The sequence below is a fragment of the Pedobacter sp. AJM genome (assembly GCF_002197755.1).
Lineage (GTDB): Bacteria > Bacteroidota > Bacteroidia > Sphingobacteriales > Sphingobacteriaceae > Pedobacter.
Genome location: NZ_NHOT01000005.1, coordinates 198,703 through 216,217 on the forward strand (window position 1 = coordinate 198,703; position 17,515 = coordinate 216,217).

15 protein-coding genes are annotated in these 17,515 nt (G+C 40.7%); 2 read left to right on the top strand and 13 right to left on the bottom strand.

Annotated features, from left to right (window positions below):
- The 7 genes from CBW18_RS12820 to CBW18_RS12850 form a co-directional block, all read right to left on the bottom strand.
- A complete protein-coding gene (locus CBW18_RS12820) occupies window positions 1-684 on the bottom strand; it encodes a pseudouridine synthase (protein WP_088301731.1) in 684 nt (227 codons plus the stop codon).
- 87 nt (window positions 685-771) lie between these two features.
- Window positions 772-1,674, bottom strand: coding sequence for a histone deacetylase (locus CBW18_RS12825; RefSeq protein WP_088301732.1), 903 nt, complete (start codon window positions 1,672-1,674; stop codon window positions 772-774).
- Window positions 1,674-2,534 carry a bestrophin family protein gene (locus CBW18_RS12830; protein WP_088301733.1) on the bottom strand — a complete coding sequence of 287 codons (861 nt, stop codon included), beginning with the start codon at window positions 2,532-2,534 and terminating at the stop codon, window positions 1,674-1,676. Before CBW18_RS12830 ends, CBW18_RS12825 begins: the two co-directional genes overlap by 1 nt.
- A 10-nt stretch (window positions 2,535-2,544) precedes the next feature.
- Window positions 2,545-3,831 (bottom strand): kynureninase, encoded by a 1,287-nt coding sequence (kynU, locus tag CBW18_RS12835; protein WP_088301734.1) that lies wholly within the window; start codon window positions 3,829-3,831, stop codon window positions 2,545-2,547.
- Between the two features lie 71 nt (window positions 3,832-3,902).
- Window positions 3,903-4,391, bottom strand: coding sequence for a pyridoxamine 5'-phosphate oxidase family protein (locus CBW18_RS12840; protein ID WP_088301735.1), 489 nt, complete (start codon window positions 4,389-4,391; stop codon window positions 3,903-3,905).
- Window positions 4,392-4,441: 50 nt separating this feature from the next.
- Complete coding sequence (locus CBW18_RS12845) at window positions 4,442-5,053, bottom strand: DNA-3-methyladenine glycosylase (protein ID WP_371566813.1); 612 nt, start codon at window positions 5,051-5,053, stop codon at window positions 4,442-4,444.
- A 6-nt stretch (window positions 5,054-5,059) separates the two neighbouring features.
- Complete coding sequence (locus CBW18_RS12850) at window positions 5,060-5,539, bottom strand: GAF domain-containing protein (RefSeq protein WP_088301737.1); 480 nt, start codon at window positions 5,537-5,539, stop codon at window positions 5,060-5,062.
- 117 nt (window positions 5,540-5,656) lie between these two features.
- Here CBW18_RS12850 and CBW18_RS12855 point away from each other — a divergent pair, with 117 nt between their 5' ends.
- Both CBW18_RS12855 and CBW18_RS12860 read left to right on the top strand, forming a co-directional pair.
- Window positions 5,657-6,373, top strand: a complete 717-nt coding sequence (locus tag CBW18_RS12855) for a DUF3291 domain-containing protein (protein ID WP_088301738.1) — start codon at window positions 5,657-5,659, stop codon at window positions 6,371-6,373.
- 14 nt (window positions 6,374-6,387) lie between these two features.
- Complete coding sequence (locus tag CBW18_RS12860) at window positions 6,388-6,639, top strand: hypothetical protein (RefSeq protein ID WP_088301739.1); 252 nt, start codon at window positions 6,388-6,390, stop codon at window positions 6,637-6,639.
- 368 nt (window positions 6,640-7,007) lie between these two features.
- Here CBW18_RS12860 and CBW18_RS12865 read toward each other — a convergent pair whose 3' ends face one another.
- From CBW18_RS12865 to CBW18_RS12890, 6 genes are all read right to left on the bottom strand, one after another.
- Window positions 7,008-7,343: a Dabb family protein gene (locus tag CBW18_RS12865; protein WP_088301740.1), complete on the bottom strand. Its 336-nt coding sequence runs from the start codon at window positions 7,341-7,343 to the stop codon at window positions 7,008-7,010.
- 562 nt (window positions 7,344-7,905) lie between these two features.
- Window positions 7,906-9,045, bottom strand: coding sequence for a TlpA disulfide reductase family protein (locus CBW18_RS12870; protein WP_172406520.1), 1,140 nt, complete (start codon window positions 9,043-9,045; stop codon window positions 7,906-7,908).
- 25 nt (window positions 9,046-9,070) lie between these two features.
- On the bottom strand, window positions 9,071-10,693 hold the full coding sequence (locus tag CBW18_RS12875; protein ID WP_088301742.1) for a S41 family peptidase: 1,623 nt from the start codon (window positions 10,691-10,693) through the stop codon (window positions 9,071-9,073).
- 4 nt (window positions 10,694-10,697) lie between these two features.
- Entirely contained in the window at window positions 10,698-12,572 is a 1,875-nt protein-coding gene (locus tag CBW18_RS12880) for a TlpA disulfide reductase family protein (RefSeq protein WP_088301743.1), read from the bottom strand.
- Entirely contained in the window at window positions 12,573-13,922 is a 1,350-nt protein-coding gene (locus tag CBW18_RS12885) for a RagB/SusD family nutrient uptake outer membrane protein (protein WP_088301744.1), read from the bottom strand.
- A gap of 22 nt (window positions 13,923-13,944) precedes the next feature.
- The gene (locus CBW18_RS12890; RefSeq protein ID WP_088301745.1) at window positions 13,945-17,511 is read right to left on the bottom strand and encodes a SusC/RagA family TonB-linked outer membrane protein; all 3,567 of its coding nucleotides are present in this window, start codon (window positions 17,509-17,511) and stop codon (window positions 13,945-13,947) included.
- Window positions 17,512-17,515 lie beyond the last annotated feature (4 nt).

Here is a 17,515-nt window from a genome sequence, read left to right on the forward strand (position 1 = left end):
TTAAAGGTGAATATTCATAAAGTCCATTACCCTTTTAAATTCGTCGTGCAGTGCTGCTTTTAAGTGAATGGATTCGGAAGTAACGGGATGCGTAAATGTTAATTCTGATGCATGAAGAAGCATGGTAGACATATTCCACCGCTCCAGGAAAAATTTATTTTGTTTGTTACACCCATGGGTACGGTCGCCGATAATGGGGTGCAATATGTGACTGAAATGCCTTCTTAACTGATGCATTCTACCGGTTTTAGGTGTTGCTTCCACCAGGGAATACCTGGAAGTGGCATGTTTTCCGAAAGGAACATTTACTTCCGCATGCTGCAAGGTTTTAAAAGAAGTAAAAGCATCCTGCATCGTTCCGTTTTCCTTCGCAAGTGGATAGTCAATATCCATGCTTCCTGGTGCAAAACCCCGTAGAATAGCCAGATATTTTTTAATCGTTTGCGTATTCATAAACTGTTGATGCATAGCAATTTCAGTATCTTTATCAAAAGCAAACAATAAGATTCCGCTGGTTTTTCGGTCTAAACGATGCACCGGACTCACATGCCTGCCTACCTGGTCGCGAAGCATTTGTAAAGCAAATTCAGTAGCATCTCTGGCAATTGATGATTGGTGAACTAGCAAACCGTGCGGCTTGTTAATGGCAATTAAATGATCGTCTTCGTAAATAATCTCCAGCATATGGCCGCGAAGATAAATGATCTGGCGCGGATAATACAGCCCTGAAGAAGATTATCTTCCAAACATGACAAATTTTTAGGGCTTTCCTTAATGGTAAAGATCGAAAGCAACTTTGTATGTATTGCAATGTGCATCAACAATATCCCGGATAGCGGTAGAATATCCCCCGCCCATGCTGATTTGCAAAGGCAATCCCTTAGTTTTACAAGCCTGAATGACCATCCGGTCACGTTCTTTACAAGCCGCCTTGCTCAGTGAAATTTTGCCCAGCTTATCGGTTGATAATACATCTACTCCTGACAGATAAAAAACAAAATCCGGCTTAGCCTGATCAAAAGCCATTTGGAGGTGATGGTGTAATAATTTTAAATAGGTATCATCTTCCACACCATCATCAAGCGGAACATCCAGATCAGACTGTTCTTTCCTGAAGGGGAAATTTTTATCACCATGCATCGAGAAAGTAAACACCCTGCTCTCTTTGTTAAAAATTTCTGCGGTGCCATTTCCCTGGTGTACATCTAAATCGATAATTAAGATACTTTTACTTAAATTATTATTCAATAGGTAATTAGCTGCTATTGCCTGATCATTTAATAAGCAAAATCCTTCACCCCAATTACTACCAGAATGATGAGTGCCACCTGCTACGTTAAAAGCAATTCCATTTTGCATGGCATATTTGGCACCATCAATGGTGCCTTGGGTAATCCTCAGTTCTCGTGCCAATAATTGCGCATTTAGCGGAAAACCTATTCTTCTCTGTTCTTTTGCAGGTAGCGTCAGGTCTCGGAGCTGCATCCAGTAGTCAGGATGATGGGTCCATAACACAATCTCTTCACTTACAGGTTCTGGTTCAAAAAGATTCGCCGGGGTAATAATTCCCTCATGCAACAGTTGTTCCGGAATTAATTCATATTTCAACATCGGAAAACGGTGTCCTTCGGGTAAGGGATGTGTGTATAGATGATGATAAGCTATTTTGATCATCAGCTTAAAATCTCCTCTACATGTTTTTCAATGTTATTGCAGATGGTATCAACGGGTAAATCATTGGCATCTAAACCAAACGGATCTTCTATCTCTTCAGCTATGAGTTCTAAACTCGCTAATACATAGAGGATAAAGGGAACAATAAGTACCAGATAATAACCCAAACTAAACACCCAGCCAATGGGAATAGTCAGCACATAAATAAAGATAAATTTTTTGATGAAGGCACTGTACGAGAAAGGAATTGGTGTATTTTTGATCCTTTCACAGCCTCCGCAGATATCAGTAAACTGATTTACATCCTGAGTTAAAACAATCAATTGTTCTTGAGAGATCAGCCCTTCACGCACTAAATCATAAAGGCGGGTGATTAAACTGCTGGCAATTTGATTGGGAATATGCTGTCCGTCTTTTACTTCTATCAGAAAACTGTTTTTTCCAAAATACTTCTTCTCGCGGAGGTGTTCTTTCATGGCGAAGGCATATTTTGGGATGCCGTATTCAAAGAAACGTAAATGTTCATCCGGTAATTTCAATGCCTTAATTTTCATGGCAAAATTCCGGCTCACATTAGTTAGTGTGCCAAGTAGTTTTCTGCCATCCCACCAGCGATCATAAGCGGTATTGGTGCGAAATACCAGCAACATAGAAATCACAAAGCCCAGCAGGCTATGCATCATACCAATATTGCTCACGTAGTCGCTTTTTGACAGTTTAAAAACGTTCAGTTCCAGGAATGCAATACCTGCAGAAACCACTGAAACACAAATCATCAGCGGCCAAAGCTTAATGAGTGTATCGCCTTTATGGAAATGAAATATAAAGGTAAACCAGTCTTTTGGATTGTAATTGATCATAATAAACGAACTATAATACAGTTTTGCACACCTTCAGCAAGGCCTCACCAGCACGATAGATGTCTTCAAAGGAATTGTATAAAGGCACCGGGCTAAGCCTGATCACATCCGGCTCACGCCAGTCGCCAAGTATGTGTTCGGCAACCAGTCCGTCAAATATGGGCTTTCCTTTTTCAGCGGCAATAATAGAAAGTTGCGCACCTCTTTCCAGTGGATTCGCTGGCGTAATGATCTTAAATTGCTTCCTCCCAATATTTTTATTAACCTCATTTACAATATATTCCAGATAACCCGTTAAATGAATACTTTTATTTCTTAACGGAGTTAAAAAACCAGCTTGCTCAAATATTTGCAGCGATGCGTGGTACAAGGCCATAGGCATTACCTGTGTACAGCTCACCTGCCACCCATCAGCACCAGCTTCAGGCATAAATCCCTTTTCCATTTTAAAACGTTTATCTTCCTGGTAGCCCCACCAGCCGGCAAAGCGATTGAGTTCCTGGTTTTGGAAATGCTTTTCATGAACAAATATACCGGCAATCCCTCCAGGACCAGAATTTTGATATTTATAAGAACACCAACAGGCAAAATCAACGCCCCAGTCATGAAGTTTTACAGGAACATTTCCCGCGGCATGTGCCAGGTCCCAGCCTACCACTGCACCGACGGCATGGCCTGCCTTCGTAATTTTCTCCATATCATACCATTGACCAGTATAATAATTAATGCCACCAAACAATACCAATGCCGTTTCTTCAGCATTTTCATTGATCTTAGCTATGATGTCTTCTGTACGGAGTGTATCTTCACCTGCCCTTGGAAAAACCTCTATGATGGCATCATCCGGATTTTGGCCATGAAACCTGACCTGGCTTTCCAAGGCATACTGATCAGAAGGGAAAGCGCCACCCTCCATAATAATCTTAACACGTCTGCCCTTGGGTTGATAAAAGCTCACCATCAACAAGTGCAGATTTACGGTTAGCGTATTCATTGGGCAAACCTCAGCTGGTAAAGCACCAACCAAAGGAGCCATCAGATTTTTTAATTCTTTATGGTAATACATCCAGGGCTGATCCCCTTCAAACCAACCCTCTACTGCCAGATTTGCCCAGTTGGATAACTGCCTGTTCAATACCTGAAATGCTGCTTTAGGTTGCAGTCCTAACGAGTTTCCACACAGGTATATAAATTCTTGATCATGATGTTTAGGAAATAAGAACTGCTGCCTGAAACCTTTTAATACATCAGCCTGGTCCTGCGCTTGAGCAAACGCTAAATTGTTTTCAAAATTCATTAGCCAATATTACAAAAAAAGCAGGTATTGTTTCCAATCCTGCTTTTTAAAAATAGTTTTTTATTTATGATTTAGAATTTCATCGTATCATGTTTTCCCATATCCGGCGTATCGCCGGTAACAACTGCCTTGAGCAGGCTAAACAGGACTACAATTTTTGAAGATGAGGCATCCCAGTATTCAGCCTCCTCCGGTGTCACCTTAATTAAAATTAACCTGGGGTCTTCTACGCCATCCGGAAACCAGGCCTTCACAAAAGGCGAAAAGTAAGCTTCTTTCCTTACCTGGTCATCCACCAGCTCTGCTTTTCCTTTTACCGTTAAATAAGTATTTTTTGAAGGGTCACTGTAAGCCAGTAACACATTATTTTCCTTCGAAATCTCTTTTGACTTTAACGAATACTCATTGGTGAAAAACCAAATGCTGCCATCTTCTTCAATCTTGGCCGTACCCATTGGTCTGCTGCCCAATTCGTCACTTGCAGAAAAAGTAGTGAACATACAGGTACGTACACTTTCTGCCATTTCTTTTAAAATCGATATGTTTTTCTCGTTTTTCATTGCTTTGGTATTTATTGAAAAACAGGATAGCCCTTAAAATGTTTGACTAACTACACCTTATTTGGCTTACTGACATAGGGATTACCCTTAACAAAAAAACGCCAGGGTAGTAAGGCATGTTCCTGTGCATAGGCAATACCTACACGTGGGCAGGCAATAATCTCTTCATCCATATAGCGGACCTGGTGATCTTCGATCCATATTTCATTGCCTGACAGGTCTTTCTGGTTAAAAGTACGATCGATGCCTAATGCTTTCGCAGCAGAACCCGGTCCTGATGAAACAGCAGGCCTGGAGACTGGCATCCCCCTTCTTTCTTCCATAAGTTCTTTCCCTATCAAGGGTTCAACAGCCCGGATCAACACCGCATGCGGATCATCTTTCACCGAACTTACGACATTAAAAAGATGGTGCATGCCATAACAAAGATACACATAGGCCACACCACCCTGGCTATACATCGTTTCTGTACGGTTAGTTCTTCTGCCGCCATAGGCATGTGACGCCTTGTCTTTGATGCCATAGTACGCTTCTGTTTCTACAATAATGCCAGCACTGATCTGATCATCAATATGGGTATATAAAACTTTACCCAGCAAGTCTTTTGCCAAAGCAATTACGTCCTCATTCTGATAATATTCTGGCGTTAATTTCAATATCAATCTAAATTATCTGTTTAGCAAAACATAAATAACCTGCTCTAAATAAGCCTGGTCTATACTATCGAAATAATCAGGAAACTCGCTGTCTACATCCAGTACGCCAATAACCTGGTTATCTTTAATTAATGGCAATACGATTTCTGATTTAGATGCGGAAGCACAGGCAATATGCCCCGGAAATTCATCTACATCTGGTACGATTAAAGTTTTTTGTTGCAACCATGCTGATCCGCAAACCCCTTTTCCTTTTTTAATTCTGGTACAGGCCACCGGTCCCTGAAATGGCCCCAATACAAGTTCTTCATCTTTCACCAGGTAAAAACCCACCCAAAACCAGTTAAACTGTTCTTTCAGTGCTGCAGAAACATTAGCCATATTGGCTACAAAATCTGTTTCTCCAAACAATAAACCTTCTATTTGAGGAATAAGTGATTGGTATTGCTTTTCTTTTGGAATTGCCCTGTCTATCGTTAAATCTTCTGCCATGTACCAAAGTTAAACAGGATTTAATTCATTTTAATTTAATAATTTGATAATGACATTAAATTGAAGGTGATGATCCTGTTAAATTAATTAGTTTTGATGCCTTAAACACCTGATCACATGATTGCAGCTTTAACCATTACCAAATACCGCGGATTTAGTATTCCATTTGCATTTCTCGGTATGGCTATACTCCGGCTGCCGCTTTGGCTCAATCGAAATTGCAGGTTCTGGAAGTTAATGGGGAGTGGCAAAAACGCGCAGGTAGATCTTGCTACGGATTACAGGCACTGGGCCATCATCACCACCTGGGATGATGAAGAACATTGCGATCAATTTTATGCCGGTTCTTTTCCGATAAAATGGTTTAGGTTTTTTGGATATGAAGAATTTACCATTTTATTAAAGCCTTTAAGTAGCCATGGTTTATGGTCAGGTAAAGAACCTTTTAAGTCTAGTATGAATCATAAAATTGATCAGGGTAGAATTGCCGTCATTACAAGGGCAAAGATTCGTTTTAGTAAATTAAAAGAGTTTAGGCAAAACATTAAAAGAGCTGCTGATCAAATGAGGAGATCAGAAGGTTTTATTCTATCAGCCGGTGTGGGAGAAAATCCTTTCCTGGATCAGGCCACCTTTTCTATTTGGGAAAATGCAGAAAGCATGAAAGATTATGCCTATAAATCATTTGACCATGCTGATATCATCAAACTTACCAGAGAAAGAAATTGGTATGCTGAAGACTTGTTTGCACGTTTCGAAATCCTGAAGATGGAAGGTGTTTTTAACGGAAAATCAGTATATGAATATCAGCCATTCCATCATTTAAATCATTAAACCAATTAAATCCAATGAGAGTTATTGCAGAATTACCACATCCTGAATGTAAGATCACCATCTTTTCAATGAACCAGAAATATATTGTAAAATTTGAACAAGGTACCTTTGAGCAAAGTTATAAACTGGCAGAAGTTGACCTGAGCGGTGGCGGCGTAAACGATGTATTTGAGATTTTAGATGAAGAATTTATCACTACCGTGATCAACCGGTTTAAGCTCATGAGAAGTGATTTTACTTCAGCTTATAACAGATATCAATTCTAATCAAATCACCATATTAACTTGCTCAATTATAGTAGTTTATTTTTGGTTTCAGAATTTAATTTGGCTTTTGCGATATAAAATAATATAAATCTGAATTTTTATCTGTTTTAAGATATTAGGATATGACACTTAACTGGTTGATTAATTTAAACTTATATACTGTATAAGAATATAATTTGGATAGTTAATTTTGCCAAATAAATGAAATCCATGCCTTTTATCTGAACTAAAACATTAAACAAAAAATTCGATTCATAATTGAACTTAGCTTGCTCATGCGTGAATCAATGCTCCTCATACATTTTTTTTTGTCGGAGTAAATGCTCAAGATATGAATCGAATTCAGGTTGTAAGACGTAGAAAATGATCTAAGAAATCACGGTATCATGAACCACTACCCTATACCAGTTTGCAGAAAACTTTTCTATAGCGGCCAGGTGTACCGGATCTTCCTGGTAAGCATTATGATCCTCCATATTGTTAAAAGTGACCGTTAGCGAATAGGTAAAGGAGTTATCGGTAACAGGCCGTATTGGGGTATTTGCCGCCAGGCCATAACTTAGCGTTTTTACATATTTACTTGCACGCAGGTGCTCAAAGAAATTTTTGAAATTTTCTATTTCAGCTTTTGTTAATTGTGGCTTCAGCCAAAACATAACGAAATGCTGTATTGGACTGCTATTGGAAAGTTGATGATCTGACATACTGTTCTTTTTTATTCCAAGGTAAAAAAAAATAGGCTAAAAAAGAAAGCAGCTATAAACTGAAACCCAATGCCCCCGTTTTTCTTACTGATTATCAATTTAACAAACAATTGGTCTTTAATCATGTTTATTAGCTATGGCATTTAAAGCAGCAATCATCGTAGGCGTAACAATAGGACTGATCTCGTTTTTTGGAATTCGCAAGATCGTAAGAGATCAGCAGGTACCTGCTGTGCAGTAACTGACATCGATCATATCATCCTGAACTATTTGAAAATAAAAAGCAAAAGATTAATCCCATTGAGTATAGAAAACAAAAAAATTGAATGGGAAGAAGTAGATTAATATGCTTCAAATCTCTAATCAATTATTGCAGGAAATTTGAGGACAAAATTATACTTTTGAGAGGTCTGAAAAACAGGGTAGCTTACAGCCAGTCGGACAGGAATGCATTTCGGAATAAAACGCACCCTGTCCAATTGGGTGAAAAACCCTCATAATTTTAAGTTCCATTTAACTGGAGGTGTTGAAGTCGGTTTGTTATCTTTAATTTCTACTGCCATTAATTTTTAAAGATTTCAGCCAGTTTCTTTGAAAGATCTTCCCCGCGCAGGTCTTTTCCAACGATCTTTCCCTCCGGGTTAACAAGAAAATTCGTAGGGATGGCTTTAACTTCATAGAGTACTCCGGCCTCATTTTCCCAGCCTTTTAAATCACCAACTTGTTTCCAAATCAATTTATCATCTTCAATAGCCTTTAGCCATTTGGCTTTATCTGCTGCTTTATCCATTGAAACGCCTAAAATTTCAAAACCTTTTGATTTGTATTGCTCATAGTTCTTCACCAGGTTTGGATTTTCCCGTCTGCAAGGTGCACACCATGAGGCCCAAAAATCCACAAGCACATATTTCCCGCGGTAGTCAGATAGCTTTACCATCTTTCCATCTACGTCAGGTTGAGAGAAATCTGTAGCCTCAACACCTTCCTGCGTTTTCTTTACAGTTGCAATTTTTGCTGCCACTTCTTTTCCGAGATAGGATAATCTTAAATCCTCGTTAAGACTTAAAAACGTTTTCTCCATGGCCAAAGCATCAAAATCCGGCCCAAGCAATGAATTAAGTGCCATTACGGCCATATATTTATCCGGGTTCTTGCTAATATAAGACATCTTCGCTTCAAAAATTTCCTTTTCTACAGCTTTTGCACGTGTCTCTAAGGTCTGAATATATGCCTTATCCTGCTTTTTTGCTTCTGGTTGTGCATTATATTCTGCGTCTAACGATTTGTATTTATCGTATATCGGTTTCAAATAAGCCGTTACCTTATCATTTTCTGCATTGATTGCCGATCCTGTAATTACAGCCTTAGAAATAGAATCTTTAGCTGTAAGTATAATAGATTCATTAAACAACAATAAAGGCTTTATGTCATAACCAGACCTTTTTGCAGGATTATCCGGTGTAGCATCGTGTTTCACCCTTACACGTGCTTCCGTTGGAGATTCCATTTTTCCGTTAAATTCGAATTTTCCGTTAACTATTTCTGTTGAATCTGTTGATATACGATCAGCATACTTAATCATTAAAAAAGCTTTCGCCGGAGCATTTAGTTTTCCTATTTGCCCCTTAATGGTGTATCCCGTTTGCGCCTTAAGGTAAAAAGGCACCATTCCTGTCAATAAACATAAAATTATCTTTCTCATTTTTTCATTTGTTAATGATGTACTACTATTTCTTATTCTCTTTTTTAGATTTCCCATGGCTACCTAGCAGGCGATTATATAAGGACTGGTCTTTTAAAACTTCGACTGCCGCATTTAGGCTTTCATTCGCTTCGTTACGTACGCGCAACTGATAGTCAGACCCTTCATACAGCAGGGCGGCAATTTCCGACTTAAGTTCTACCGCAAGGCTCTCCCGGGCTGCAGTATCAGATTTCCCCGGCATATTTTTAATATGTTCCTTCGCTTGCTCCATAAACTTGTCAAGTATTGCATCATCTACTTTAAAATTCTTAATAAACGCTTGAAAATCGGGATACTTTTGTAATAAGGCAGTCCTGTTTTGCTGTACAAAATCAAAGCCTACCTTAGTTGTCATTCCACTGTTCATGATTAAGGTCATCCAGTTGCTGTATAAATTTGTATCAATCGGCACAAAACGGTCTGGCATGATTCCCCCGCCACCATATACAGTTCTCTTGTTGTTTAAGGTATTAAACTTCAATGAATCCGGAAAATTGAAATGACCGGGTTCTTTTAGCTCGCCTGAAGCCAGTCTACGGTTAAAGTCTTCAAAATAGTCGGCTTTTCCTTTGGTGTAAGGTTTCTGGATGGATCTTCCGGAAGGTGTATAGTATCGGGCACCAGTTAGGCGTAGCACCGAACCATCTGTCATAACCAATGGCTTTTGCATAAGCCCTTTACCAAAACTACGGCGCCCGATAACTACTGCACGATCCCAATCCTGCAATGCGCCGGTTACAATCTCACTTGAGGAAGCCGTTGATTCGTCAATCAACACAACCAGGTCTCCGGTCATAAACTGCCCAAAGCCACCTGTGCCAAAATAATCCTTACCGCCGTCATGACCAATGGTATAAAATACAGTACTTTCTTTCGGCAAAAATTCATCTGCTAAACCAATTGCCGCTTCTACATATCCTCCACCATTACCCTGGAGGTCTAAAACCAGTTTTTTCATGCCTTTTGCTTTTAAAGCTTTAAGGGCAGCATCCATCTCCCTGCGTGTAGATTCACTAAATATCGCAAGCGAAATGTAACCAATTTCCTTGCTTACCATGTAACTGGCACGAATAGACAAGTCTGCAATTTGCTCACGCGTGACTTTAATCAGCATTGGTTTTGTAGCATTGCCACGCATCATTCCCAGGCTCACCTGCTTACCTTTTTCACCGCGGAGCAACAGCATCACTTGCTGATTTTTTAAACCTTTACCTAAGATCGGCTGACCATCCACACTGATGATTTGATCACCCTGACGCAATCCTGCTTTAAATGCAGGCCCATCCGGGTTTACAGCAGTGATAAAAGTACTGTCGCTAACCATCGCAAAAGTAATCCCTATTCCAGCGAAGCTACCCGACATAGATTGATTCATCTCCTCTGCTTCTTCCCTACTCATGTAACTCGAATGCGGATCAAGGTCGCTGATCATGGCCTTGATTGCTACGTCTACAATTTTCTCATCCTGAACAGGATCCACATAGTTATCCTGAATAAGCTTTAAGGCTTCCTGAAGCTTTACTTTTGGATTCATCTGCGCCTGCGCCTGTAACAGGCTTATCGAAGCGACTACTACTGCCAGTGCTATTTTATGTATCTTGTTCATTTGCTTATTTTTCTTTTCTTATGATTTCAATAGCCATTGATAACTCATCCATGAGCTGACTAGGGCTACCCGAATAGCCTTCGGAGCTATACCTTACTTCACCATTTTTCACAATGATCTTACGGGGAATCCCGGATGACTGGAACAAAGGAATCAGACTTCTAAATACCTTATTTTGCTCACCATTTTCACCAATGGCATCGTGTAATAAGTTAAACCGGAAACCCTGGCTTTTAACAAAGTCAACTGATTTCTTTTTGTAGTCACCAAATTGCATGGTGCCAATCATGTATACGGCAACCGACGGGTCCTTCGCATATTTATCGATCAGCAACTGCATTCCCGGAAAAGCCATAATACACGGACGACACCAGGTAGCCCAAAAATCGATTACCACGATCTTGTCTTTCCAATCGCTGGAGTTGACCATTTTGCCTTCAGCATTCTCCAGGGAAAAAGGAATCAGCGGATGCTTTACCATATTTTCCATTACGTGAACGCGCATTGCATCCACGGCGTCTGAAGAATTTAATGAAGCAAGGTATTTATCATAATCTTGAGTGTTCCCGTTGTGCTCTGCCAAATAGATTGCTTTGAGGCGATCAAACATCAGCGGGGTTACAGCCATGTTTTTCACACTGGCCTCCAGTAAGGGTTTAATTTTACCTGTCTGTTTTAATTGGTCAAGAAGATACAAATGGATCTCGTTTAGTTCTGCACTGGCATAACGTTTCTGATCTGAAAGATATCCAATATATTCCAACCCTTCATCGTAAGCACCAGCAGCTTTACACAAGGACACATGGCTGAATATACGTTCGCTCAATTGCTGCGCTACATTGTTATTTATCAGGGAGTCATTGCCGCTAAAATCTTCTGCATAAGAACCATCATTTTTTAATTTAAACAGCACAGGCATAATCTTCCGGCTCAAAGGCAAAACAGCTTTCTTCTCAGCCTCAGAACCTATCATTTCCATCTTGGTTACATTGAAGCGGTAAACCTCATTTGCAGTTTTAAAATCGAAATCATTAAACAAGGCAAGAAATTTATCGTATGCTTTCTGCCTAAAATAAGCAGTTGCTAATCCACGGTATACCTCATAATAAATGTAAGCTTGCCCGTCCGGATTTTTGCGCCATTCCACGATAGGAAATTCTGCCAGAAATTGCTCCAAAGCCCCTGTCATTTTTGCTTTATCGGGTTCCTGTAAAGCCTGCTGATAGCGAATAAACCTTGCCATTTTACCTTTCGGGAAACGGCTTAGGATTTCCGATTTCAGTTGTTCAGACCGCAATTCGTCCTTTGCTATAAACTGATAATAGCGCTGAATGTTGGACAACTGATCCTCCTTAAGCTTTGCGCCCGGAATTTGTGATTCCTTTTTCAATAAAGCCTCGACGGTTGCAGCATCATTTTGAGGACTAGCAAACGGGCTTAATTCCTGTTCGGCCATATAGAGCAGTGCCTCTCCAAGGTAGTTACCTGGCACAACTTTCTTTTTAGGACTCAGAACCCGGCTAAAGAACCCCTTTCCGTTATTATTATCTTTCGCATCCGGATGGTCTGCGCTTCCCTGAAAAAATCTTAAGGCGAAAAAGGAAACGTCTGCAGGCAATAGCAAACTGCCTGTCCAGGACCCGTTTACTTTTTTAAGCGTCAGCGGCTGCGCTTTCCATTGCGAAGCATTTTGAAAAAGAAGTGCTACGGCCGATACTTCATCACTAAATTCAAGGTCGGTTCCTTTGGCACTATAATTTATAGATAGGGGTTTACCTGCAGTAGGTGCAGCAGGGCTTAATGTTAAACCATTACCCTGTTGTGCATAAGTAAATATGGCAAACAGGGCTAATAAAGCAGTAAAAAGTGTTTTTTTCATTTATCTGGGACTTTGTTGTATTTCAGGATTGAGATTAAGCACAGCAGGGGCAATCGGGTATATAAATCTGTTGCTACCCGGACTTAAAGTATATTGCTGCCCCTGGAAGGTACGCACATAAGGCTTTGCGAACTCAGGGTCGAGGTTTAACCTGCGCTGATCGAACCAACGCAACCCCATTCCCATAAATTCCCTCCGGCGTTCGTTGATGACAGCCGGAAGAAGATCAGCAGGATTTGAGATCACCAGATCCTGGTAATCTGCGGCTTTTATCCTCGTTTTTCTAAGTTTGTTTAACCACTCCAGCGTTTTGGAGGTATTACCCGCCCGGGCATATACTTCTGCATTGATCAGCATCATTTCTGGTACAGACAGACCGGTCTGGCAAGAAAACTCGTTAAATTGCGGACGGATGTATGCAATGCCCGGCACATCATTACTGGTACCGGTAAACAGTTCCAACCTTGCATCTCCTGAAGGAAACAAGCTGAGGAGTTCCGGGTTCAGCTCAGACATAAACGTACCGGCAGAAATCTTCGATAAAAGAATTTCCGGATCATCCAATCTTCTTGGAAAGCTTACTGTGTTACCAATATAATTTTCCAGCGTCTTGAGTGAGCTGTTTATCGCCAGGGCTTTATCAGCATATTCTCCTGCAAGCGTGAAGTTTCTCATATACAAATACGTTCTTGACAATAAGGCATATGCAGAAACTTTCGCGGCGTGGCCATTATTCGTTGCAGTAGCGGGCAATGACGGGATGGCCTCCTGAAGGTCTGATAAGATCTGCTTATAGACAATATCCAGGTTGCTCCGGTCTAACTTTAGGAACAGATCCGGGGTTTTCAATAAAGGAATCCCGACCTGGGTTTGAGCTTTCGACGGATCATAAACCTCGCCGTATTGATTCGCCAGCATCAGATACGCAAACGCCCTTTGAACTAAAGCATCTGCATAGATTTGTTTCTTTTGCGTTTCAGTCCCTTTAAGACTAGACATTACACTGTAAATAACTTCATTACAAGTGTATATGGTTTTATATAAATTGCCCCAGCCAATGTCTGTCTGGGTATCACCATAGTAATTTGATCCCCATACATAGGCGGCCTTAAATTCAGCGTTTAAAGAGTTTTGATGGTTTTCATCAGTAGTCGCCATGTCATCGTTGCTCACAAATGGAAGAATATAAGACTTCTCCATAGTGGACCTGTCATTCATGACGAATTGAAAATCATCTGTGTATTTTAAGGTACGCTGACCGAATTGTTCTACCTCAACATACTTTCTGCAAGATGAGCTGACTGTTAGGATAAACAATGCAACCCAGATTTGATAAGTTAATGCTTTCATTTTAAATATTTTGATACGTTTGTTAAAACGATGTGTTTACACTGATAAAAAATGCTTTCGCAGGAGCCAGGTTATTGTAATTGCTGCTGGCCAAATAACTTGGATCAACTCCGTATTTGTTCTTGCGCCAGATCAACCCCAAGTTTCTGACACTTGCATTGATTGAAGCCGACTTAAAAGGTGTCTTTTTCAACAGTTCATTCCTGAAAGAATAACCTAATGAGACCTGTTGAAGCCGAATATAGCTTCCACTCATGGTCAAAATATCTGAGTTTTTATACCTGTCTATACTATTGGATGAAATGTCTTTCAAGCCCGGAACATTGGTAAGCTTTTCATCACCAGGCTGACGCCAGCGTAAAGCCAGATCAGACTGCATGCCTATGGATCCCTGGTAAGGTGAATAATCCGGATAGCCTTCTACAGACGGTTTTCTAACCACGTTGCCCATCGAATAAGCAATTCTGACACCCAACGTAAACTGCTTATACCTAAAGTCGTTATTAAAACCGCCAAAATAAGGAGGTGTAGTCCTGCCCATGTATACCAGGTCATCCGCAGTTAATTTATTGTTTCCGATGTCAGTGCCGATGATGTCTCCATTTTTATTATAGATCTGTGACTGACCTTTGTCATCCAGTCCAGCCCATCTGTAAGCATACATATAATCCATAGGTAAACCAACCGTAGGCGTAGAAGAACCAACCAGGTTACTGGTTACAGCCTTTTTTAGCCTGTTGTCCGTAACTTCATTTGTATTATAAGAGAAATTAAAAACCGAATTCCATGAATAATCCCTTTGGCTAACTACATTCACCTGCATGCCTAATTCAAAACCATGACTTTTCATACTTGCACTGTTGAATTGCAAAGAAGTCCAGCCATAGGTTGAGTTGTAAGGAAAGGTATATAAAATGTCTGATGTGTTTTTATTATAAGCGTCGATGCTAAAGGACAGGCGGTTTTGTAGCAGGGCAAAATCCACCCCAAAGTTCAGGGACTTCACTTTCTCCCAGGAGATCTGGTTATTTGCAGGACTTGAAATCTGTGCAATCGTCTCATTTGTTTGGTTGTCGGTGCTGGTATTAATCACCACAACGTTACCTGATCCGGTAGGTAAAGTTCCGCCCACACCATAAGTTAACCTGAAATCCAAAGCATTCAGCCAACCAATGTCCTGAACGAAATTCTCCATTTTGGCATTCCATTTTATACCGGTAGACCAAAGTGGCTTTGCCCGCTGATTACGTGCAGCTCCCGTAATCGTAAAATCATCAAAGCGAACACTTCCCGATGCTACATATTTCCCTTTCAGAAAAGACAGTCCAACGTTCGAATAATAGGATAATGCCCTCTTAATACCTTTTTTCAACGGATTATCAGCATTAATTGTGTTCGTGTAACCTTCAACTGTGTTGTAGGGCACAGTTGGGTTAAAAGCCTTATCCTGATAAATATCCTCATTAAATCCGTAACGGTACTGCTCAGAAGACTGATAGCTGTTCTGCCGGATCTCTGCCCCGCCCAGGAAAGCAATGTTCAAAAAGTCTCCAATGTTCCGGTCTACATTTAGCTGAGACCTCAATGTATATTCCCAGGAATTATAATTGATAAGACCCAGTTTTCCACCATAAGGAATACCGTATACAAGCTTTCCTTCATCATTGATGGTTGTTGCAAAATTTAACAGATCACGAACGTCATAACTATCTGCCCGGTCCAGATTTTCCGTATCTTCGATATTACGCTGCAACATTCCGGATACGGCAAAGTTGACTCCATTAACAATTCTTGTGTCGACACCCATATTGAACCTCAAGCGGTTGGATTGCGTATTGTAATGCGTTTTATCCAACTCGTCCAAAGCAGAATATGTCCATGGTAGATAACCTTTATTTAAAAAGTCCTGCATGACTTCATCCCTATATTTGATGGATCTTGCAATGTTATTTCCATTGGCGTCGCGAAGTAACTGGTATGGCTTTAATCCTTTCATTCCATTCCCCATTGCGTTCTGCGCAGCTGGATTGTTTAGTGTGCTGGAGTAGTTATAATTCAACCCGAAAGTAAGGTTCACCCTGTCATTAAACAATTTATTGCTCAGATTGGAATTCACAAAGAAACTCTCTGCTTGATTTCCTCTAAATACAGGCACATCTTTAGTGTAGTTGGTCGATACATAATAACTGCTTTTATTGGCTCCACCTGATAAAGACAGGTTGTATTGCTGGGAAACCGCCCTTTGCAGCAGGAAATCCCTGATCTGGCTTTTATTATCAATCTGTCCGAGCGCAGCCAGCGCAGCATCACGTTCTCCCACCGTTGCCGTTCCCCGGTCCACCTTAAACATCCACTCTAAGGCCTCGCTTTGTGGTGCGTTGTTATTAAAACTCATCCAGCTTGGCTTATCGGCCGGATCCAGGATAAATCCCAGCCCTTTTAGTTCACGTTCCAGATCGATATACTGCGCGCTGTTCATTGTCTTTATATTGTTCAGATCAGCGGGTGACGAAACACTAAGGTTGGTACTAAAATTAATTGAAGGGGGTGTATTTCTCCCTTTTTTAGTTTCAATCACAATTACCCCGTTAGCCGCCTTGGCACCCCATATTGATGAGGCTGCAGCATCCTTAAGGATCGTAATGCTTTCGATATCATCAGGGTTGAACCTGTTCAGTACTGCCCCTGCACTGGTACCATTTCCTGAAGAGACCTTCGATAACTCACCACGGCTGTCCTCATTTTCCATTAGAGGGAATCCATCAATTACAATTAAAGGACTCTTTGGAGATAAATTGCCGAAGCTGTTATTGCCACGAATACTAATGCTATTGGTTCTAAGATCAACCTGAACGCCTGGTGCCATTCCCTCCAGTTTTTCAAGGATATTCACGGAAGGCACCTTTTTTATATCTTTAGCTTTAATCACCTCAAAAGCACCAGTCGCACGGTCCTTAGGTAATTTGGTATACCCGGTAGACACTACTTCCACTTCATCCAGTGTATTATTTTCACTGTAAAGTACGGCGTTCACTACATTACCTTTCCCCAACGTCATTTTTTGAGGTTGCATGCCCACATAGGTAAATACAATGGCGTCAGCTTTTTCAAGTAAACGCAAGGTATAACTTCCATCACTGCTGCTAATTACCCCCACCCTTACTGACATTCCTTCCGGAAACACCGTTGCCCCAATCAGTGGCTTTCCATTTTGATCTGTAACTTTTCCAGTTATAATTCTGTAATTAGGCGCTGGTATCTTTTGCCTGGCAGCTTCTAACTGCTTTTCGTCTTCCCGTAAATCCCTAACAATGGTATAATAATTCTCCTGAACATACAGGAAAAGCAATTTATTGGGGTAAAGTATCGCCTTCAGTACGCTATCCACAGTTTTCGATTTTGCCAGGGGAAGTTTTAAGCTTACCATCTTGTTATCCACCAGGCCTGCCTGGTAAGAAAATTTAGTGCCATAAGTTTTCTGAACTTCAGAAAGTGCTTTCTGCAGGGTCATTTGCTCCTGCGCCAATGCAGAACGCATGGAGGTTACAATGAGCAGAAAGCCCAGGATAAATAGTAGTTTTGTTTTCATTTAG